The organism is Pseudomonas sp. LBUM1640 (assembly GCF_059716225.1).
Genome location: NZ_CP166816.1, coordinates 4,173,917 through 4,194,328 on the forward strand (window position 1 = coordinate 4,173,917; position 20,412 = coordinate 4,194,328).

Here is a 20,412-nt window from a genome sequence, read left to right on the forward strand (position 1 = left end):
CTCAGTGCCCCGCCAGCGCAATCGGCGCCGGATGGGCCAGCCCGCCACGGCACTTGAGCACGCGCACTTGCGCAGGCTTTGCCTCGACTGCCAGGCGCAAGGCGGCGGGCGAGGCATTGACCGCTTCATTTAAAGAGCGCCAGGCAAACGCCAGGGTCTGCCCGGTTTCGGCCGCCACCTGCAAGCGGCGCAAGGCACGGTCATCGGCCTTGTGCGGCCAGCACAGCACCGCGCCGCAACTGCCGGAACGCAGGCATTGTTCTACCGCCCACAAGGTATCGCGTGCCTCGGCCTGGATCACCGAGAGTTGGCGCAAGTCCACCCCGGCGTTCTGCCAGGCGTGCGGGTACGGCGTATAAGGCGGCGCGACCAGTACGATGCGCTCCCCCGCCGCCGACAACCGCGCCAGGGTCGGCAATACCAATTGCAGCTCGCCGACACCTTCCCTGGCCATCAGGATTTCGCTCAGCGCCGACTCCGGCCAGCCGCCCGTGGGCAGCACCGCGTCCAGCGCCGCAAGCCCGGTGGGGTGCATGCTGGCCGGTGGCGCGGCGGGCCGGCCTTTCCAGACGCGGCCACCATTGAACAGCGCGTCCAGGGCAACGACGGCGCCCATCAGCCTTGCCTCACCAGGCCGCAGAACACCCCTTCGATGGCCAGGTCCTGGTCGGGCCCTACCACGATGGGTTGATACGCGGGGTTGCGCGGCAACAGGCGTACATGCTCGCCGTGGCGCTCGAAGCGCTTGATGGTGACTTCGCCGTCCAGGCGCGCCACCACAATCTGCCCGTTCAAGGCTTCGGCACTGCGGCGTACGCCGACCAGGTCGCCGTCGAGGATGCCGTCTTCGATCATCGAATCGCCCTGGACCCGCAGCAGGTAGTCCGGGGTTTTCGCGAAGGTGGCGGGGTCGAGCTGCAGGCGGTTGTGCACTTCGGCGTCGGCGCCGATGGGCAAGCCAGCCGCAACGCGGCCGAGCACGGGCACGTCCAGCCATTCGGGGCGGGCTGGTTGGTTGAGCAGGCGAATACCGCGCGCCTGGTTGGGGTTGACCTCTATAAAGCCCGCTTCGGTGAGGGCCACTACATGTTTGCGGGCGACACTGCGCGAGGCAAAGCCGAACGCCTCGGCGATCTCGGCGAGGCTGGGCGGTTGGCCTTGCTGCGCGATGCGGTCGCGGATAAAGGTCAGGATGGCGGTGCGGCGGGGAGTCAGGGTTGTCATGGAGTACATTTGTACTCTTGTGGGAATTTTCTGACAATAGCCATCAGTCGGGGGCTGAGAGGGCGATTGAGCACAATCCTCTGCCCCGCCACTCGGTTTTGAGCAAAACATTGATCCAGAGCGGTATTTGCCTGGATCAAATCGATTAAAAGATCCCTTCAAGCAACTAGCGGCAATCTAACAAGTAACAGCAACTTCCCCCGCGACACCGCCTTTACCCGCTTAACACCCACGCAAACAATATTCATTATCATTTAGCGCATGAAAACTTCGTTACTGATTAAACAAAACATATTTGATAAAAAGCCCGCTAATGCCCGTCCCGCAAGGGCTGCAGCCCCAAGAAGGTGCACTATGTGCTTATTCCATCGAATAATTTCGCTATCGGAATTTTACTTGCCCGGTGTTTAGCCATAAAATCACCGCGATTGATTGCAGTGCGACATATCGTCACTGCATCGTTACTTTTTCGAGCTCAGAGACCTTTGCTCTCTGTTAAGGATTTCCAGCATGACCGAAGCGACAGGACTCATGGCCCACAACTGGGGCTTTGCCATTTTCCTCCTCGGTGTTGTCGGCCTTTGCGCCTTCATGCTTGGTGTCTCCAGCCTCCTCGGGTCAAAAGCCTGGGGCCGCAGCAAAAATGAACCGTTCGAGTCCGGCATGCTGCCTACAGGTGGCGCCCGCTTGCGGCTCTCAGCCAAATTCTATCTGGTCGCGATGCTGTTCGTGATCTTCGATATCGAAGCCCTCTTTCTCTTTGCCTGGTCTGTGTCCGTCCGCGAAAGCGGCTGGACCGGATTCGTCGAAGCCCTCGTTTTCATAGCAATTCTGTTGGCAGGCCTTGTCTACCTATTTCGAGTGGGCGCCCTTGATTGGGCTCCGGAAGCTCGTCGCAAGCGGCAAGCGAAGCTGAAACAATGAGGCTTTGGCGATGCAATACAATCTCACCAGGATCGACCCGGATGCTCCTAACGAGCAGTACCCAATCGGCGAACGCGAAACCGTTTCCGACCCGTTAGAAGACCAAGTCCACAAAAACATCTACATGGGCAAGCTGGAAGACGTGCTGAGTGGCGCGGTCAACTGGGGACGTAAAAACTCCCTGTGGCCGTACAACTTCGGTCTTTCGTGCTGCTACGTGGAAATGACCACCGCCTTCACGGCGCCCCACGACATCGCGCGCTTTGGCGCCGAAGTTATCCGGGCATCACCGCGCCAGGCGGATTTCATGGTTATCGCCGGAACCTGCTTTATCAAGATGGCGCCGATCATTCAGCGTCTCTACGAGCAAATGCTCGAGCCTAAGTGGGTTATCTCCATGGGTTCGTGCGCCAACTCCGGTGGCATGTACGACATCTACTCCGTCGTTCAAGGGGTGGACAAGTTCCTGCCCGTGGACGTCTACGTGCCTGGCTGCCCGCCCCGCCCTGAAGCATTTCTGCAAGGCTTGATGCTGCTGCAGGAATCGATTGGCAAGGAGCGTCGCCCACTGTCCTGGGTTGTCGGTGATCAAGGCGTTTATCGCGCCGAGATGCCGTCACAAAAGGAACAGCGCCGCGAACAGCGAATCGCAGTCACCAACCTGCGCAGCCCCGACGAAGTCTGATCCAGCCCCGCTTCTTTTATAGAACGAAAACCTGGCTTCATTCTTTACGTTGACCGAAAGCGATAAAAAACCATGACTACAGGCAGTGCTCTACGCATCCCGCCTTATAAGGCAGACGACCAGGATGTGGTTGTCGAACTCAATAACCGTTTTGGCCCTGACGCCTTCACCGCCCAGGCCACACGCACCGGCATGCCGGTGTTGTGGGTGGCGCGCGCCAAGCTCGTCGAAGTCCTGACCTTCCTGCGCAACCTGCCCAAGCCGTACGTCATGCTGTATGACCTGCATGGCGTGGACGAGCGTCTGCGCACCAAGCGCCAGGGGCTGCCGAGCGGCGCCGATTTCACCGTGTTCTATCACCTGCTGTCGATCGAACGTAACAGCGACGTGATGATCAAGGTCGCGCTGCCGGAAAGCGACCTGAGCGTGCCGACCGTGACCGGTATCTGGCCGAACGCCAGCTGGTACGAGCGCGAAGTCTGGGACATGTTCGGTATCGACTTCCCGGGCCACCCGCACCTGACGCGCATCATGATGCCGCCGACCTGGGAAGGTCACCCGCTGCGCAAGGACTACCCTGCCCGCGCCACCGAATTCGACCCGTTCAGCCTGACCCTCGCCAAGCAGCAGCTTGAAGAAGAGGCTGCGCGCTTCCGTCCGGAAGACTGGGGCATGAAACGCTCCGGCACCAATGAGGACTACATGTTCCTCAACCTGGGCCCGAACCACCCATCGGCGCACGGTGCCTTCCGTATCATCCTGCAACTGGACGGCGAAGAAATCGTCGACTGTGTGCCGGACGTCGGCTACCACCACCGTGGTGCCGAGAAGATGGCCGAGCGCCAGTCGTGGCACAGCTTCATCCCGTACACCGACCGTATCGACTACCTCGGCGGCGTGATGAACAACCTGCCGTACGTGCTCTCGGTCGAGAAGCTGGCCGGCATCAAGGTGCCGGACCGCGTCGACACCATCCGCATCATGATGGCCGAGTTCTTCCGGATCACCAGCCACCTGCTGTTCCTGGGTACTTACATCCAGGACGTCGGCGCCATGACCCCGGTGTTCTTCACCTTCACCGACCGTCAGCGCGCCTACAAGGTGATCGAAGCCATCACCGGCTTTCGCCTGCACCCGGCCTGGTATCGCATCGGCGGTGTGGCGCACGACCTGCCGAACGGCTGGGAGCGCCTGGTCAAAGAGTTCATCGACTGGATGCCCAAGCGTCTGGACGAATACCAGAAAGCCGCACTCGACAACAGCATCCTCAAGGGCCGGACCATCGGCGTCGCTGCCTACAACACCAAAGAGGCCCTGGAATGGGGCGTCACCGGTGCTGGCCTGCGTTCGACCGGCTGCGATTTCGACCTGCGTAAAGCACGCCCGTACTCCGGCTACGAGAACTTCGAATTCGAAGTACCGCTGGCGGCCAACGGCGATGCCTACGACCGTTGCATCGTGCGCGTCGAAGAAATGCGCCAGAGCCTGAAGATCATCGAGCAGTGCATGCGCAACATGCCGGCAGGCCCGTACAAGGCGGATCACCCGCTGACCACGCCGCCGCCTAAAGAGCGCACGCTGCAGCACATCGAAACCCTGATCACGCACTTCCTGCAAGTTTCGTGGGGCCCGGTAATGCCGGCCAACGAATCCTTCCAGATGATTGAAGCGACCAAGGGTATCAACAGTTATTACCTGACGAGCGATGGCGGCACCATGAGCTACCGCACCCGGATTCGTACTCCAAGCTTCCCGCACCTGCAGCAGATCCCTTCGGTGATCAAAGGTGAAATGGTCGCGGACTTGATTGCGTACCTGGGTAGTATCGATTTCGTTATGGCCGACGTGGACCGCTAAGCATGAACAGCACGCTTATCCAGACAGACCGTTTCACCTTGAGTGAAACCGAGCGCTCGGCCATCGAGCACGAGCTGCATCACTACGAAGACCCGCGCGCGGCGTCGATCGAAGCCTTGAAGATCGTCCAGAAGGAACGTGGCTGGGTGCCGGACGGCGCCCTCTACGCCATCGGCGAGATCCTCGGCATCCCGGCCAGCGACGTTGAAGGTGTGGCCACTTTCTACAGCCAGATCTTCCGCCAGCCGGTGGGTCGCCACATTATTCGCGTGTGCGACAGCATGGTCTGCTACATCGGTGGCCACGAATCGGTGGTCAGCGAGATCCAGAACAAGCTGGGCATTGGCCTTGGCCAAACCACCCCGGACGGCCGCTTCACGCTGCTGCCGGTGTGCTGCCTGGGCAACTGCGACAAGGCGCCGGCGTTGATGATCGACGACGACACATTCGGTGACGTGCAGCCAGCTGGCGTGACCCAATTGCTCGAGGGCTACCCATGACCCTTACATCTTTCGGCCCGGCCAACCTGATCAAGCGTTCGCCTGAGACTCACCCGCTGACCTGGCGCCTGCGTGACGACGGCGAGGCGGTATGGCTCGACGAGTACCAGGCCAAGAACGGCTACGCGGCTGCGCGCAAAGCCTTCGCCGACATGGCCCAGGACGACATCGTCCAGACCGTGAAAGACGCCGGTCTTAAAGGTCGCGGCGGCGCCGGCTTCCCCACGGGTGTTAAGTGGGGCCTGATGCCCAAAGACGAATCCATCAACATCCGCTACCTGCTGTGCAACGCGGACGAGATGGAGCCGAACACCTGGAAAGACCGCATGCTGATGGAGCAACTGCCCCATCTGCTGATCGAAGGCATGCTGATCAGCGCCCGCGCGCTGAAAACCTACCGTGGCTACATCTTCCTGCGTGGCGAGTACACCACCGCCGCCAAGCACCTCACCCGTGCCGTGGAAGAAGCCAAGGCAGCCGGCCTGTTGGGCAAGAACATCTTGGGTTCCGGTTTTGACTTCGAACTGTTCGTGCACACCGGCGCCGGGCGTTACATCTGCGGTGAAGAAACCGCACTGATCAACTCCCTCGAAGGCCGCCGCGCCAACCCGCGCTCCAAGCCGCCCTTTCCTGCCGCCGTGGGCGTGTGGGGCAAGCCGACCTGCGTGAACAACGTCGAGACCCTGTGCAACGTGCCGGCGATCATCGCCGACGGCGTGGACTGGTACAAATCGTTGGCCCGCGAAGGCAGCGAAGACATGGGCACCAAGCTCATGGGCTTCTCCGGCAAGGTCAAGAACCCTGGCCTGTGGGAACTGCCGTTCGGCGTAACCGCTCGCGAGCTGTTCGAGGACTACGCGGGCGGCATGCGCGACGGCTACACCCTCAAGGCCTGGCAACCGGGCGGCGCCGGCACCGGCTTCCTGCTGCCTGAGCACCTGGACGCACAAATGTATGCCGGCGGCATCGGCAAGGTCGGCACCCGTATGGGCACTGGCTTGGCGATGGCCGTCGACAACACCGTGAACATGGTCTCGCTGCTGCGCAACATGGAGCAGTTCTTCTCCCGCGAATCCTGCGGTTTCTGCACCCCATGCCGTGACGGTTTGCCATGGAGCGTGAAGCTCTTGATGGCGATCGAGAACGGCGAAGGCCAGCCAGGTGACATCGAGACCTTGCTGGGTCTGGTCGGCTTCCTCGGCCCAGGCAAGACTTTCTGTGCTCACGCACCGGGCGCCGTGGAACCATTGGGCAGCGCAATCAAATACTTCCGCTCTGAATTCGAGGCTGGCATCGCACCTGCGCGCGCCGGTGACCTGAATCAGGTGGTCACACCAACCATGGTTGGTGCGTAACGCTTAAAAAGGCGAAGGGTCCGTGCCCTTCGCTTTCTCATGTGCTGACGCCTTGATGGCTGTGTAGATGCACATGAATAACAAGATTCCATTAGCCACGCCCGCTGACAACGGGCCAACGAAGAACTTTGAACCATGGCCACTATCCACGTAGACGGCAAAGCGCTCGAAGTCGATGGGGCAGACAACCTGTTACAGGCATGTCTCTCATTAGGCCTCGACATCCCTTATTTCTGCTGGCACCCCGCGCTTGGTAGCGTCGGTGCCTGTCGCCAGTGTGCGGTCAAGCAGTACACCGACGAAAACGACACCCGTGGTCGTATCGTCATGTCCTGCATGACGCCAGCCACCGACAACACCTGGATCTCCATCGAAGATGAAGAATCCAAGGCGTTCCGCGCCAGTGTCGTCGAATGGCTGATGACCAACCACCCGCACGACTGCCCGGTCTGTGAGGAAGGCGGTCACTGCCACTTGCAAGACATGACGGTGATGACCGGCCACAACGAGCGCCGTTATCGCTTCACCAAGCGTACCCACCAGAACCAGGACCTCGGCCCGTTCATTTCCCACGAAATGAACCGCTGCATCGCCTGCTACCGTTGCGTGCGCTTCTATAAAGACTACGCCGGCGGCACCGACCTCGGCGTATTCGGCGCCCACGACAACGTGTATTTCGGTCGCGTTGAAGACGGCGTGCTCGAAAGCGAGTTCTCCGGCAACCTCACCGAGGTCTGCCCGACCGGTGTGTTCACCGACAAAACCCACTCCGAGCGCTACAACCGTAAGTGGGACATGCAGTTCTCGCCGAGCATCTGCCATGGCTGCTCCAGCGGTTGCAACATCTCCCCGGGCGAGCGCTACGGCGAACTGCGTCGCATCGAAAACCGCTTCAACGGTTCGGTCAACCAGTACTTCCTGTGCGACCGTGGCCGTTTCGGCTACGGCTACGTCAACCGCGAAGACCGCCCGCGCCAGCCACTGTTGGCCGATGGTGCCAAGCTGAGCCTGGACGACGCGCTGGATAAAGCCGCCGACCTGCTGCGCGGTCGCAACATCGTCGGTATCGGTTCGCCACGCGCCAGCCTCGAAAGCAACTACGCGTTGCGCGAGCTGGTCGGCGCCGAGCACTTCTACTGCGGCATCGAAGCCGGTGAATTGGAGCGCATCCGCCTGGTCCTGCAAGTGCTGAACGACAGCCCGCTGCCGGTTCCGAACATGCGCGACATCGAAGACCACGACGCCATTTTCGTGCTCGGTGAAGACCTGACCCAGACCGCCGCGCGTATCGCGCTGTCGCTGCGTCAGTCGGTCAAAGGCAAGGCCGAAGACATGGCCGACGCCATGCGCGTACAGCCTTGGCTCGACGCCGCGGTGAAAAACATCGGCCAGCACGCGCTGAACCCGCTGTTTATCGCAAGCCTGGCTGAAACCAAGCTCGACGACATCGCCGAAGAATGCGTCCACGCCGCACCTGACGACCTGGCGCGCATCGGTTTCGCCGTGGCTCACGCCCTGGACGCCAGCGCACCTGCCGTCGAAGGCCTGGACACAGAAGCCGTCGAACTCGCCCAACGCATCGCCGACGCCCTGCTGGCCGCCAAGCGCCCATTGATCATTGCCGGCACCTCACTGGGTTCCAAAGCACTGATCGAAGCCGCTGCCAACATCGCCAAAGCCTTGAAGCTGCGCGACAAGAACGGCTCCATCAGCCTGGTCGTGCCGGAAGCCAACAGCCTGGGCCTTGCCATGCTCGGTGGCGAATCGCTGGATGCAGCGCTGCAAGCCGTGACTGACGGCAACGCCGACGCCATCGTGGTACTCGAAAACGACCTGTACACCCGCACGGATTCGGCCAAGGTCGACGCCGCGCTGGACGCCGCCAACGTGCTGATCGTTGCCGACCACCAGAAGACCGCCACCAGCGAGCGTGCCGACCTGGTGCTGCCAGCCGCCACCTTCGCCGAAGGCGACGGTACGCTGGTCAGCCAGGAAGGCCGCGCCCAGCGCTTCTTCCAGGTGTTCGATCCGAAGTACATGGACGCCAGCATCCTGGTTCACGAAGGCTGGCGCTGGCTGCATGCCCTGCGCGCCACCTTGCTGAACCAGCCGATTGACTGGACCCAGCTCGACCACGTCACCGCAGCGGCCGCCGCCAGCGCGCCGCAACTGGCACGTATTGTCGACGCTGCTCCGTCTGCCTCGTTCCGCATCAAGGGCATGAAACTGGCCCGTGAGCCGCTGCGTTACTCCGGCCGTACCGCCATGCGTGCTGATATCAGCGTGCATGAACCACGTACGCCGCAAGACATCGACACCGCGTTCGCCTTCTCCATGGAAGGTTACTCGGGTTCGGTCGAACCGCGTCAGCAGGTGCCATTTGCCTGGTCGCCGGGCTGGAACTCGCCGCAAGCCTGGAACAAATTCCAGGACGAAGTCGGTGGTCACATCCGCGCTGGCGACCCGGGCACCCGCCTGATCGAAAGCACCGGTGACTCGCTGAACTGGTTCGCCGCCGTACCGCGTCCGTTCAACCCGGCCCAGGGCACCTGGCAGGTTGTGCCGTTCTTCCACCTGTTCGGCAGCGAAGAGACCTCTTCCAAAGCCGCGCCGGTTCAAGAGCGCATTCCACAAGCCTACGTGTCTGTGGCCAAGTCCGAAGCCGACCGCCTGGGCGTCAACGACGGTGCCCTGCTCAGCTTGAACGTCGGTGGCAAGACCCTGCGTCTGCCGCTGCGCATCAACGACGAGTTGGGTGCCGGCCTGGTTGCACTGCCTAAAGGCCTCGCCGGTATTCCACCGGCGATCTTTGGCCAAACCGTTGACGGTCTGCAGGAGGCAGCGCAATGACCTGGTTCACCCCTGAAGTGATCGACGTGATCATCTCGGTCGTCAAGGCCATCGTGATCCTGTTGGCCGTGGTCGTCGCGGGCGCCTTGCTCAGCTTCGTCGAACGTCGTCTGCTGGGTTGGTGGCAGGACCGTTATGGTCCGAACCGCGTTGGCCCATTCGGCATGTTCCAGATTGCTGCCGACATGCTCAAAATGTTCTTCAAGGAAGACTGGACCCCGCCGTTTGCCGACAAGGTGATCTTCACCCTGGCACCCGTCGTGGCCATGAGCGCCTTGCTGATCGCCTTCGCCGTTATCCCGATCACCCCGACCTGGGGCGTCGCGGACCTGAACATCGGCTTGCTGTTCTTCTTCGCCATGGCCGGTCTGTCGGTCTATGCGGTGCTGTTCGCCGGTTGGGCCAGTAACAACAAGTTCGCCCTGCTGGGCAGCTTGCGGGCCTCGGCCCAGACCGTGTCCTACGAAGTGTTCATGGGCCTGGCGCTGATGGGCATCGTGGTGCAGGTTGGCTCGTTCAACATGCGCGACATCGTCGAGTACCAGGCGCAGAACCTGTGGTTCATCATTCCGCAGTTCTTTGGCTTCTGTACGTTCTTCATCGCTGGCGTCGCCGTGACTCACCGTCACCCGTTCGACCAACCGGAAGCGGAACAGGAACTGGCCGACGGTTACCACATTGAATACGCCGGCATGAAATGGGGCATGTTCTTCGTCGGTGAGTACATCGGCATCATCTTGATCTCGGCCCTGCTGGTCACGCTGTTCTTCGGCGGCTGGCACGGTCCGTTCAACATCCTGCCGCAACTGGCGTTCTTCTGGTTCTTCTTGAAGACGGCGTTCTTCATCATGCTGTTCATCCTGCTGCGCGCCTCTATTCCGCGCCCACGCTATGACCAGGTGATGGATTTCAGCTGGAGATTCTGCCTGCCGCTGACCCTGATCAATTTGCTGGTGACGGCTGCTGTTGTGTTGTTGAACACGCCAGCCGGCGCGGTTCAGTGAGGATTTGACCCATGTTCAAATATATTGGCGACATCGTTAAGGGTACTGGTACCCAGTTGCGAAGCCTGGTGATGGTTTTCGGCCATGGCTTTCGCAAACGCGACACCCTGCAATACCCGGAAGAAGCGGTGTACCTGCCGCCGCGCTATCGCGGCCGCATCGTGCTGACCCGCGACCCCGACGGCGAAGAGCGTTGCGTAGCCTGCAACCTGTGCGCCGTGGCGTGCCCGGTGGGTTGCATCTCCCTGCAGAAAGCTGAAACCGAAGACGGTCGCTGGTACCCGGACTTCTTCCGCATCAACTTCTCGCGCTGCATTTTCTGCGGCCTCTGCGAGGAAGCTTGCCCGACCACCGCGATCCAGCTGACACCGGATTTCGAGATGGCCGAGTTCAAACGTCAGGACCTGGTGTACGAGAAAGAAGATCTGCTGATCTCTGGTCCCGGTAAAAACCCTGATTACAACTTCTATCGTGTTGCAGGTATGGCCGTTGCCGGTAAGCCCAAGGGCGCCGCACAAAACGAAGCCGAGCCGATCAACGTGAAGAGCTTGCTGCCTTAAGGAAGAAAGATGGAATTCGCTTTCTATTTCGCGTCGGGTATTGCAGTGGTGTCCACGCTTCGCGTGATCACCAACACCAACCCCGTGCACGCCCTGCTCTACCTGATCATTTCACTGATCGCCGTGGCCATGACCTTCTTCAGCCTCGGCGCACCGTTCGCCGGTGTACTGGAAGTGATCGCCTACGCCGGCGCCATCATGGTGCTGTTCGTGTTTGTGGTGATGATGCTCAACCTGGGGCCGGCTTCGGTCGCCCAGGAACGCGTCTGGCTCAAGCCCGGCATCTGGCTCGGCCCGGTCATCCTGGCAGCGCTGCTGCTGGGTGAACTGCTCTATGTGCTGTTCGCTCACCAGAGCGGCCAGGCCATCGGCCACACCACCGTAGACGCCAAAGCCGTGGGCATCAGCCTGTTCGGCCCGTACCTGCTGGTGGTCGAACTGGCTTCGATGCTGCTGCTCGCTGCAGCCATCACCGCCTTCCACTTGGGCCGCAACGAAGCCAAGGAGCAATGACGATGCCTGCTATCCCTTTGGAGCATGGTCTGGCGGTCGCCGGCATCCTGTTCTGCCTTGGCCTGGTCGGCCTGATGGTTCGCCGTAACATTCTGTTCGTGTTGATGAGCCTGGAAATCATGATGAACGCTGCAGCACTGGCGTTTGTTGTGGCAGGTAGCCGATGGGCGCAGCCGGATGGACAAGTCATGTTCATCCTGGTGATCAGCCTGGCAGCCGCCGAAGCCAGTATTGGCCTGGCGATCCTGCTGCAACTGTATCGTCGCTTCCACACGCTTGATATCGACGCTGCCAGTGAGATGCGCGGATGAACATGATCTTTCTGACTTTCGTATTTCCCCTGATCGGTTTCCTGCTGCTGTCGTTCTCCCGTGGACGCTGGTCAGAAAACCTCTCGGCCTTGATCGGCGTGGGTTCCATTGGCCTGTCGGCGATTGTTGCCGCCTACGTCATTTGGCAATTCAACGTGGCGCCGCCAGAAGGCGGCCACTACACCCTGGTGCTGTGGCAGTGGATGTCGGTGGACGGCTTCAAGCCTGACTTCGCCCTCTATGTCGACGGCCTGTCGATCACCATGCTCGGCGTGGTGGTGGGTGTGGGCTTCCTGATCCACCTGTTCGCGTCCTGGTACATGCGCGGTGAAGCCGGTTACTCGCGCTTCTTCGCTTACACCAACCTGTTTATCGCCAGCATGCTGTTCCTGGTATTGGGCGATAACCTGTTGTTCCTGTACTTCGGCTGGGAAGGCGTGGGCCTGTGCTCGTACCTGTTGATCGGTTTCTATTACAGCAACCGCAACAACGGTAACGCGGCACTCAAGGCATTCATCGTTACCCGCATCGGCGACGTGTTCATGGCCATCGGCCTGTTCATCCTGTTCCAACAAGTGGGCACGCTGAACATCCAGGAACTGCTGGTGCTGGCACCACAGAAATTCCAGGTCGGTGACTTCTGGATCACCCTGGCGACCCTGATGCTGCTGGGCGGTGCCGTGGGTAAATCCGCGCAACTGCCGCTGCAAACCTGGCTGGCGGATGCGATGGCCGGCCCTACGCCGGTATCGGCGCTGATCCACGCGGCAACCATGGTCACTGCCGGTGTCTACCTGATCGCGCGTACCCACGGCCTGTTCACCCTGGCACCGGAGATTCTGCATCTGGTTGGCCTGGTGGGTGGCGTGACCCTGGTACTGGCCGGTTTTGCCGCGTTGGTGCAAACCGACATCAAGCGTATCCTCGCCTACTCGACCATGAGCCAGATCGGCTACATGTTCCTGGCCCTGGGCGTTGGCGCCTGGGACGGCGCGATCTTCCACCTGATGACCCACGCCTTCTTCAAGGCCCTGCTGTTCCTTGCTTCCGGTGCGGTGATCGTTGCCTGCCACCACGAGCAGAACATCTTCAAGATGGGCGGCCTGTGGAAGAAACTGCCGTTGGCCTACGCCAGCTTCATCGTCGGCGGCGCGGCCTTGTCGGCCCTGCCACTGGTGACCGCAGGTTTCTACTCGAAAGACGAAATCCTCTGGGAAGCCTTTGCCAGCGGTAACCACGGCCTGCTGTACGCCGGCCTGGTGGGTGCATTCATGACCTCGCTGTACACCTTCCGCCTGATCTTCATCACCTTCCACGGTGAAACCAAGACTGAAGCCCATGCAGGCCACGGCATTTCCCACTGGCTGCCACTGTCGGTGCTGATCGTCCTGTCGACGTTTGTCGGTGCCATGATCACCCCGCCTCTGGCCGGTGTACTGCCGGAAAGCGCTGGCCATGCCGGCGGCGCTGCCAAGCACAGCCTGGAAATCGCCTCGGGCGCCATCGCCCTGGCCGGTATCCTGCTGGCGGCCCTGCTGTTCCTCGGCAAGCGTCGCTTCGTGACTGCGGTTGCCAACAGTGGCATCGGCCGCTTCCTTTCGGCCTGGTGGTTCGCCGCCTGGGGCTTCGATTGGATCTACGACAAACTGTTCGTCAAGCCTTACCTAGCCATCAGCCATGTACTGCGCAAAGACCCGCTCGACCAGACCATCGGTTTGATCCCGCGTGCCGCCAAGGCCGGTCACACCGCCCTGAGCCGCAGCGAGACGGGTCAACTGCGCTGGTATGCAGCTTCCATGGCGGCCGGTGCCGTGCTGGTGATCGGCGCCATCGTGGTGGTAGCGGTCTGACTATGTCTATGTACTTTGCGAACTTGCGAAAGGAAACGAGCCCGTCATGATTCTGCCCTGGCTAATCCTGATCCCCTTTATCGGCGGCCTGCTCTGCTGGATGGGTGAACGCTTCGGCGCCACCCTCCCCCGCTGGATTGCGTTGCTGACCATGTCCCTGGAACTCGCGCTCGGCCTCTGGCTGTGGGCCCATGGTGACTATTCATTCGCTCCGGCACCGGGTGTCGATCCAACCTTCGCGCTTGAATTCAAGCACGTGTGGATCCAGCGCTTCGGCATCAACGTGCACCTGGCCCTCGACGGCCTGTCGCTGTTGATGATCCTGCTGACCGGCTTGCTGGGTATCCTCTCGGTACTCTGCTCCTGGAAAGAAATTCAGCGTCACGTGGGCTTCTTCCACCTGAACCTGATGTGGATTTTGGGCGGTGTTGTCGGCGTGTTCCTGGCGCTGGACCTGTTCATGTTCTTCTTCTTCTGGGAAATGATGCTGGTGCCGATGTACTTCCTCATCGCGCTCTGGGGTCACAGTTCTTCGGACGGCAAGAAAACCCGGATCTACGCGGCGACCAAGTTCTTCATCTTCACTCAGGCTTCCGGCCTGATCATGTTGGTGGCGATCCTGGGTCTGGTACTGGTCAACTTCAACAGCACGGGCGTGATTACCTTCAATTACGCCGACCTGTTGAAAACCAAGATGTCGCTGACCACCGAGTACATCCTGATGCTGGGCTTCTTCATCGCGTTCGCGGTGAAGCTGCCGGTGGTGCCGTTCCACTCCTGGTTACCGGATGCTCACGCCCAGGCGCCGACCGCGGGCTCCGTGGACTTGGCCGGTATCCTGCTGAAGACCGCTGCTTACGGCCTGCTGCGTTTTGCCCTGCCGCTGTTCCCGAATGCCTCGGCCGAGTTCGCGCCGATCGCCATGACCCTGGGTCTGATCGGGATCTTCTACGGTGCGTTCCTGGCGTTCGCGCAAACCGACATCAAGCGTCTGATCGCCTTCTCGTCCGTTTCCCACATGGGCTTCGTACTGATCGGCATCTACTCCGGCAGCCAACTGGCGTTGCAAGGCGCGGTGATCCAGATGTTGGCCCACGGTGTTTCGGCCGCTGCACTCTTTATCCTGAGTGGTCAGCTGTACGAGCGCCTGCACACCCGTGACATGCGTGAAATGGGTGGCGTGTGGTCGCGCATCGCTTACCTGCCGGCGATCAGCCTGTTCTTTGCCGCCGCGTCCCTGGGCTTGCCGGGCACCGGTAACTTCATCGGCGAGTTCCTGATCCTGATGGGTTCGTTCGTGCACACACCGTGGATCAGCGCCATCGCTACCTCCGGCCTGGTGTTTGGTTCGGTTTACTCGCTGATCATGATCCACCGCGCCTACTTCGGCCCGGCCAAGTCCGACACCGTCCTGCAAGGGATGGATGCTCGCGAACTGATCATGGTGCTCGGCCTTGCGGTACTGCTGATCTACATCGGCGTGTACCCGCAACCGTTCCTGGACACTTCTGCCGCGACGATGCATGGCGTGCAGCAGTGGTTCAGCACCGCCTTCACTCAACTCGCTTCGGCACGGTAAGAGCGCTATGGAATTCACGATCCAACACTTTATCGCGCTTGCGCCGCTGCTGATCACCAGCCTCACCGTTGTGGCGGTGATGCTGGCGATCGCCTGGCGCCGCAATCACTCACAAACGTTCCTGCTGTCCTGTGCCGGTTTGAACCTGGCCCTGCTGTCGATCATTCCGGCCCTCAAGGTCGCGCCACTGGCGGTCACCCCGCTGATGATGGTCGATGACTTCGCGCTGCTGTACATCGCGTTGATCCTGGTCGCCACGCTGGCCTGCGTCACCCTCGCCCACGCCTACCTCGGCGAAGGCGGCACCGGCTACCCAGGCAACAAGGAAGAGCTGTACCTGCTGATCCTGCTGGCTGCGGCCGGTGGCATCGTGCTGGTCAGCGCGCAGCACCTGGCCGGCTTGTTCATCGGCCTGGAACTGCTGTCGATCCCGACTTACGGTCTGGTGGCCTACGCCTTCTTCAACAAGCGCTCGTTGGAAGCCGGCATCAAGTACATGGTGCTGTCGGCGGCCGGTTCCGCGTTTCTGTTGTTCGGTATGGCCCTGCTCTACGCAGAAGCCGGCAGCCTGAGCTTCACCGGTATCGGCCACGCCCTGGCCGCCACCAGCATGCCTGCGCCGATTGCCCAACTGGGCCTGGCGATGATGCTGATCGGCCTGGCGTTCAAGTTGTCGCTGGTGCCGTTCCACCTGTGGACCCCGGACGTCTACGAAGGCGCCCCGGCGCCGGTGGCGGCGTTCCTGGCCACCGCGTCGAAGGTGGCGGTGTTTGCGGTGATGGTGCGTCTGTTCCAGATCTCGCCTGCCGCCAACACCGGCGTGCTGAGCAACGTGCTGACCATTATCGCGATTGCGTCGATTCTGTTCGGTAACCTGCTGGCCCTGACCCAGAACAACCTCAAACGTCTGCTCGGTTACTCCTCCATCGCGCACTTCGGCTACCTGCTGATCGCCCTGGTGGCGAGCAAAGGCCTGGCCGTGGAAGCGATGGGCGTGTACCTGGTCACCTACGTGATCACCAGCCTCGGTGCGTTCGGTGTGATCACGCTGATGTCCTCGCCGTTCAAAGGCCGTGATGCTGACGCCCTGTACGAATATCGCGGCCTGTTCTGGCGCCGTCCGTACCTGACCGCCGTACTCACCGTGATGATGCTGTCCCTGGCCGGTATCCCGCTGACCGCGGGCTTTATCGGCAAGTTCTACATCGTCGCCACCGGCGTTGAAGCTCACGAATGGTGGTTGGTTGCGTCCTTGGTACTGGGCAGCGCCATCGGCGTGTTCTACTACCTGCGCGTGATGGTCACCCTGTACCTGATCGAACCAAACCTGCGCCGTGTGGATGCCGAGCTGCACTGGGAACAGAAAGCCGGTGGCGTGATGCTGCTGGCGATCGCCCTGCTCGCGTTCTTCCTGGGTGTGTACCCACAACCGTTGCTCACCCTGGTGCAGCACGCGGTTCTGGGCGTTTGATCGCTTAGCGGGTCGCAGTAAAAGAACGGCGCCTTCGGGCGCCGTTTTTGCGTTCTGGGGGGAGGTATCTGGACCTCTTGGTACATATCCGTTATTTGGGTGATGGCGGGTATTGGTTCCGCCCTTACGGCGGGTCACTTTTGAAAAGAGCCCAAAAGTAACCAAAAGGCTCTTGCCCCACCACTCGGCACCTCGCCTCCGGCTCGGTGTGCCCTCACGCAGGCTTTGGAGCGGGGGCCGCCGCGATGGGCCATCCTTGGCCCAGCGCGGCTAAACCGGCGTCCTGCCGGTTTACCCCCGCTCCAAAGCCTGCGTTCGGCCAGCGTGGTTGACGGGGCGCCTAAGATCAAAATCAAGATCAAAATCTACAGCACGGCGGCCTAGTAGCCGACCTGAGTGGTTGAATCAAAAGCAAAGCCAAGGCGGCCTGACAGTCGACCTGCTCTTGGAAGCTGAACTCGGTTAAATGTGGGAGGGGCGGTGCGACGGTTCGACTTGCTCCCGATGGAGGTGTATCAGTCAGCTTATTTGTAACTGGCCCACCGCATTCGCGAGCAAGCCCGCTCCCACATTTTGAGCTCAGTACATCAGATAGAGGGTGTACTGGGTCAAATGTGGGAGCTGGCTTGCCTGCGATGGCATCAACTGGTTATGCCTGATGTACCGAGGTGTCTGCATCGCAGGCAAGCCAGCTCCCACAGAAAAGCAGCTCAGCTTCTGATCTGTTTTTGCTGTGCTGTTGCCCTGCTTTTGCTTCAACCACTCAGGTCGGCTACTAGGCCGCCGTGCTCTGCTTTTGATCTGCTTTTGACTTTGATCTGACAGGCCCCGTTAACCACGATGGCCGAACGCAGGCTTGAATCCGTGGGCAACCCGGCAGGACGCCGGGTTAGCCGCGCTGGGCCAAGGATGGCCCATCGCGGCGGCCCACGGTTTCAAGCCGGAGTGAGGGCATGCCGAGCCTAAGCGAGGCACCGAGTGGTGGGGCAAAGACCTTTTGGTTACTTTTGGGGCGTTTGCCAAAAGTGACCCGCTGTAAGAGCGGAACCCATAGCAGCCGTTACCGCAGGAATGGATATGTACTCGTACTAACCCAATATCCTGGTCGGCCCAGAGGCCGCCATCGCAGGCAAGCCAGCTCCCACAGTTAATACGGTTTAAACCTGAGAAAGCTTAGTCGCCTGCCCAGCCCCAAGCGCACGTTACATTTGTGCACCCCCATACACCCCCACCTAAAAAATTGGTTCAACTAGCCCCGAACCAATCACACCCTCCTCCACCGCCTCGCGCCAATCAGCCCATACGCTCACTGCCACAAGCCCATACCCCGCCCCCCCCCAAAAAAAAGCAAGTAAACCCATTGCAATTGGCATCACGCTTGCAATCACCCTCGCAACGCAGACCGCTGGTTCGCCCCACCCCTGCGCGCATTCTTTGGCCAGTCGCGAGAGGCTGCCCTGCCCGTTCCTGGTGCTGGCGATTGCACTGGGGGCATTCCTCGGGCCAAGCCTTGCCAACCCCATGATTGCCATTGGTCTGTCGACGATGCCGATTTTCTCGCGCCTGACCCGCGGCCAGGTGCTGGCGATTCGTCACGAGGATTACCTGGAAAGCGCCCGCGCCATTGGCCTGCCGGACCGCTGGATCATCCTGCACTACGTGCTGCGCTACGTGCTACCCAACGTGATGTCGCCGCTGGTGGTGCAAGCGACGCTGACCATCGCTTCGGCCATACTCGCCGAAGCCAGCTTGTCATTCCTCGGCCTGGGCCAACAACCGCCCTCGCCGTCCTGGGGCTCGATGCTCAACACCGCCAAGAACTTCATGGAGCAAGCGCCCTGGATGTCGATCGCGCCGGGTATCGCGATCTACATCACCGCCTTGTGTTTCAACCTGCTGGGGGGACAGTCTGCGTGACGCCCTGGACCCCAAAAATTGACAACTGCCGAAAGGGAGCCACTCATGTTTGATGATCTGGATTACAGCCAACCCTATCCATCCGCACGCTCGCCCGTCATGGGCAACAACATGGTCGCCTGCTCCCAGCCGCTGGCCGCTCAGGCTGGCCTGCAGATACTGCGCAAAGGCGGTAACGCGGTCGACGCCGCCATCGCTGCGGCCATGGTGCTGACCGTGGTCGAACCCACCGGCTGCGGTATTGGCAGTGACGCTTTTGCGATTGTCTGGGATGGAAAAAAGCTGCAGGGACTGAACGCTTCCGGCCGCTCGCCTGAAGGCTGGACGCCTGAATATTTCGCCGGCCAAACCGAGATGCCACAGCGCGGCTGGGGTTCAGTGACCGTGCCGGGGGCAGTGTCTGCGTGGGTCGCGCTGCATGAGCGCTACGGCAAATTGCCCTTTGCCACACTGGCCGAACCGGCGATTGCTTATGCGCGAGACGGTTATCAGGTGACGCCGATCATCAGTGAATTGTGGCGCCTGGGCGCCGAAAAACTGAAGGACCAGCCGGGTTTTGCCGAGTGCTTTTTACCGGGTGGCAAAGCGCCCGTGGCGGGTGAGAAAGTCTGGCTCAAAGACCATGCGAAAACCCTGCAGAGCATCGCCGACACCCAGGGCGAATCCTTCTACCGTGGCGAACTTGCCCACGCCATCATTGCGCATGCGCAGGCCAACGGCAGTGTCATGAGCCTCAAGGACCTGGCGAACCACAGCGTCGAGTGGCTTGAGACAATGTCGGTGCCTTACGCCGGTGCCGTGGTGCATGAGTTGCCGCCCAATGGGCAAGGCATCGCTACGTTGGCGGGGCTGAGCATGCTCGAAGCACTTGGCGTCGGCGAGCATCCGGTCGACAGTGTCGAGACCGTGCACCCGGTGCTGGAGGCGATGAAACTGGCGTTGGCCGATCTCCAGCATCATGTGACCGACAGCAACCATATGCGCCTCAAGCCCGAGCATTTACTCGATCCCGCCTATTTGCGAGAACGCGCTGCGCAGGTCAGTGAACAGGCGGCCAACCCCGGCCACGGCTCGCCCAAGGCAGGTGGCACGGTGTGTCTGTCGACAGCAGACGAAAGCGGCATGATGGTGTCGTTCATCCAATCCAACTACATGGGCTTCGGCTCAGGCGTGGTGGTGCCAGGCACCGGTATCAGCCTGCAAAACCGTGGCGCCGCCTTCACGCTTGACCCCGAACATGTCAATGCCGTCGCGCCGCGCAAGCGGCCGTTTCACACCATTATCCCAGGCTTTGTGATGAATGCCGACGGTACGCCATTAATGGCATTTGGCTTGATGGGCGGACCGATGCAGGCACAAGGGCACCTGCAAATGATGATGCGTATCCTGCGTTACAAACAGAACCCGCAAGCCGCTGCCAATGCGCCCCGCTGGCGGGTCGAGGCCGGGCTGCAGGTTTGCGTGGAGCGTGCGTTCGATCAACAGGTGGCGCAGGCACTCCGCGCTAAAGGCCACAGCATCGACGTTGAAGACCCAAGCGGCGTGTTCGCCTTTGGTGGCGCGCAGATCATCCAGCGCACCCAGCATGGGTATGTAGGTGGAACTGACCCGCGCAAAGATGGATTGATTGCCGCCTACTAAAGCGCTTTCCCCCTTCCCCCTGCCTGAGCCCTGGCGATTAACAGGGCTCAGCTCGCTTGCAGTACTTTTATCCTCTGCCAATCACGGAAAATTCCTCTTCGATCTGCCACTGCGTCTGGCATCTCCCGGTTGAGGGCCGCCGTATGGTGTTTGCGTTTTAGGAAAGTTCCC

Annotated in this window: 16 protein-coding genes and 1 pseudogene; 15 read left to right on the forward strand and 2 right to left on the reverse strand. The window is 60.9% G+C overall.

Annotated elements, in window-relative coordinates:
• Position 1: 1 nt before the first annotated feature.
• Together imuA and lexA are read right to left on the reverse strand one after the other, a co-directional pair.
• Positions 2-616 carry a translesion DNA synthesis-associated protein ImuA gene (gene imuA / locus ACA065_RS18310; protein WP_497690914.1) on the reverse strand — a complete coding sequence of 205 codons (615 nt, stop codon included), beginning with the start codon at positions 614-616 and terminating at the stop codon, positions 2-4.
• Positions 616-1,233 carry a transcriptional repressor LexA gene (gene lexA / locus ACA065_RS18315; RefSeq protein WP_094952635.1) on the reverse strand — a complete coding sequence of 206 codons (618 nt, stop codon included), beginning with the start codon at positions 1,231-1,233 and terminating at the stop codon, positions 616-618. The genes imuA and lexA overlap by 1 nt, the downstream gene beginning before the upstream one ends.
• Before the next feature lie 501 nt (positions 1,234-1,734).
• On the opposite strand from lexA, the gene ACA065_RS18320 reads away from it, so the two are divergent.
• From ACA065_RS18320 to ACA065_RS18390, 15 genes and pseudogenes are all read left to right on the forward strand, one after another.
• Positions 1,735-2,148, forward strand: coding sequence for an NADH-quinone oxidoreductase subunit A (locus tag ACA065_RS18320; protein ID WP_003219575.1), 414 nt, complete (start codon positions 1,735-1,737; stop codon positions 2,146-2,148).
• Between the two features lie 10 nt (positions 2,149-2,158).
• Positions 2,159-2,833 (forward strand): NuoB/complex I 20 kDa subunit family protein, encoded by a 675-nt coding sequence (locus ACA065_RS18325; protein ID WP_003174719.1) that lies wholly within the window; start codon positions 2,159-2,161, stop codon positions 2,831-2,833.
• A 72-nt stretch (positions 2,834-2,905) separates the two neighbouring features.
• Positions 2,906-4,690, forward strand: a complete 1,785-nt coding sequence (gene nuoC / locus ACA065_RS18330) for an NADH-quinone oxidoreductase subunit C/D (protein ID WP_497690915.1) — start codon at positions 2,906-2,908, stop codon at positions 4,688-4,690.
• Positions 4,691-4,692: 2 nt separating this feature from the next.
• Positions 4,693-5,190, forward strand: a complete 498-nt coding sequence (gene nuoE / locus ACA065_RS18335) for an NADH-quinone oxidoreductase subunit NuoE (RefSeq protein WP_003174721.1) — start codon at positions 4,693-4,695, stop codon at positions 5,188-5,190.
• Positions 5,187-6,545 (forward strand): NADH-quinone oxidoreductase subunit NuoF, encoded by a 1,359-nt coding sequence (gene nuoF / locus ACA065_RS18340; protein ID WP_424490021.1) that lies wholly within the window; start codon positions 5,187-5,189, stop codon positions 6,543-6,545. Before nuoE ends, nuoF begins: the two co-directional genes overlap by 4 nt.
• Before the next feature lie 135 nt (positions 6,546-6,680).
• Positions 6,681-9,395, forward strand: a complete 2,715-nt coding sequence (gene nuoG / locus ACA065_RS18345; RefSeq protein ID WP_497690916.1) for an NADH-quinone oxidoreductase subunit NuoG — start codon at positions 6,681-6,683, stop codon at positions 9,393-9,395.
• Positions 9,392-10,399 (forward strand): NADH-quinone oxidoreductase subunit NuoH, encoded by a 1,008-nt coding sequence (gene nuoH, locus ACA065_RS18350; protein ID WP_083357964.1) that lies wholly within the window; start codon positions 9,392-9,394, stop codon positions 10,397-10,399. Before nuoG ends, nuoH begins: the two co-directional genes overlap by 4 nt.
• Positions 10,400-10,410: 11 nt before the next feature.
• Complete coding sequence (gene nuoI, locus ACA065_RS18355; RefSeq protein ID WP_003174725.1) at positions 10,411-10,959, forward strand: NADH-quinone oxidoreductase subunit NuoI; 549 nt, start codon at positions 10,411-10,413, stop codon at positions 10,957-10,959.
• Between the two features lie 9 nt (positions 10,960-10,968).
• Entirely contained in the window at positions 10,969-11,472 is a 504-nt protein-coding gene (nuoJ, locus tag ACA065_RS18360) for an NADH-quinone oxidoreductase subunit J (protein WP_003219561.1), read from the forward strand.
• 2 nt (positions 11,473-11,474) lie between these two features.
• Positions 11,475-11,783: an NADH-quinone oxidoreductase subunit NuoK gene (gene nuoK, locus ACA065_RS18365; protein ID WP_017137520.1), complete on the forward strand. Its 309-nt coding sequence runs from the start codon at positions 11,475-11,477 to the stop codon at positions 11,781-11,783.
• Positions 11,780-13,633, forward strand: a complete 1,854-nt coding sequence (gene nuoL, locus ACA065_RS18370; RefSeq protein ID WP_497690917.1) for an NADH-quinone oxidoreductase subunit L — start codon at positions 11,780-11,782, stop codon at positions 13,631-13,633. The genes nuoK and nuoL overlap by 4 nt, the downstream gene beginning before the upstream one ends.
• 46 nt (positions 13,634-13,679) lie before the next feature.
• A complete protein-coding gene (gene nuoM, locus ACA065_RS18375) occupies positions 13,680-15,212 on the forward strand; it encodes an NADH-quinone oxidoreductase subunit M (protein ID WP_053256845.1) in 1,533 nt (510 codons plus the stop codon).
• A 7-nt stretch (positions 15,213-15,219) separates the two neighbouring features.
• Positions 15,220-16,683: an NADH-quinone oxidoreductase subunit NuoN gene (gene nuoN / locus ACA065_RS18380; protein ID WP_497690918.1), complete on the forward strand. Its 1,464-nt coding sequence runs from the start codon at positions 15,220-15,222 to the stop codon at positions 16,681-16,683.
• 1,452 nt (positions 16,684-18,135) lie between these two features.
• Positions 18,136-18,622, forward strand: a pseudogene (locus ACA065_RS18385) (ABC transporter permease); the annotation flags it as partial.
• 23 nt (positions 18,623-18,645) lie between these two features.
• On the forward strand, positions 18,646-20,241 hold the full coding sequence (locus tag ACA065_RS18390; protein ID WP_497690919.1) for a gamma-glutamyltransferase family protein: 1,596 nt from the start codon (positions 18,646-18,648) through the stop codon (positions 20,239-20,241).
• Positions 20,242-20,412: the final 171 nt, after the last annotated feature.

What these genes read in the sequence shown, in the direction of transcription:
- imuA (WP_497690914.1), bottom strand. Translation starts at nt 616, where the DNA reads ATGGGCGCCGTCGTTGCCCTGGACGCGCTGTTCAATGGTGGCCGCGTC.
- lexA (WP_094952635.1), bottom strand. Translation starts at nt 1,233, where the DNA reads ATGTACTCCATGACAACCCTGACTCCCCGCCGCACCGCCATCCTGACC.
- ACA065_RS18320 (WP_003219575.1), top strand. Translation starts at nt 1,735, where the DNA reads ATGACCGAAGCGACAGGACTCATGGCCCACAACTGGGGCTTTGCCATT.
- ACA065_RS18325 (WP_003174719.1), top strand. Translation starts at nt 2,159, where the DNA reads ATGCAATACAATCTCACCAGGATCGACCCGGATGCTCCTAACGAGCAG.
- nuoC (WP_497690915.1), top strand. Translation starts at nt 2,906, where the DNA reads ATGACTACAGGCAGTGCTCTACGCATCCCGCCTTATAAGGCAGACGAC.
- nuoE (WP_003174721.1), top strand. Translation starts at nt 4,693, where the DNA reads ATGAACAGCACGCTTATCCAGACAGACCGTTTCACCTTGAGTGAAACC.
- nuoF (WP_424490021.1), top strand. Translation starts at nt 5,187, where the DNA reads ATGACCCTTACATCTTTCGGCCCGGCCAACCTGATCAAGCGTTCGCCT.
- nuoG (WP_497690916.1), top strand. Translation starts at nt 6,681, where the DNA reads ATGGCCACTATCCACGTAGACGGCAAAGCGCTCGAAGTCGATGGGGCA.
- nuoH (WP_083357964.1), top strand. Translation starts at nt 9,392, where the DNA reads ATGACCTGGTTCACCCCTGAAGTGATCGACGTGATCATCTCGGTCGTC.
- nuoI (WP_003174725.1), top strand. Translation starts at nt 10,411, where the DNA reads ATGTTCAAATATATTGGCGACATCGTTAAGGGTACTGGTACCCAGTTG.
- nuoJ (WP_003219561.1), top strand. Translation starts at nt 10,969, where the DNA reads ATGGAATTCGCTTTCTATTTCGCGTCGGGTATTGCAGTGGTGTCCACG.
- nuoK (WP_017137520.1), top strand. Translation starts at nt 11,475, where the DNA reads ATGCCTGCTATCCCTTTGGAGCATGGTCTGGCGGTCGCCGGCATCCTG.
- nuoL (WP_497690917.1), top strand. Translation starts at nt 11,780, where the DNA reads ATGAACATGATCTTTCTGACTTTCGTATTTCCCCTGATCGGTTTCCTG.
- nuoM (WP_053256845.1), top strand. Translation starts at nt 13,680, where the DNA reads ATGATTCTGCCCTGGCTAATCCTGATCCCCTTTATCGGCGGCCTGCTC.
- nuoN (WP_497690918.1), top strand. Translation starts at nt 15,220, where the DNA reads ATGGAATTCACGATCCAACACTTTATCGCGCTTGCGCCGCTGCTGATC.
- ACA065_RS18390 (WP_497690919.1), top strand. Translation starts at nt 18,646, where the DNA reads ATGTTTGATGATCTGGATTACAGCCAACCCTATCCATCCGCACGCTCG.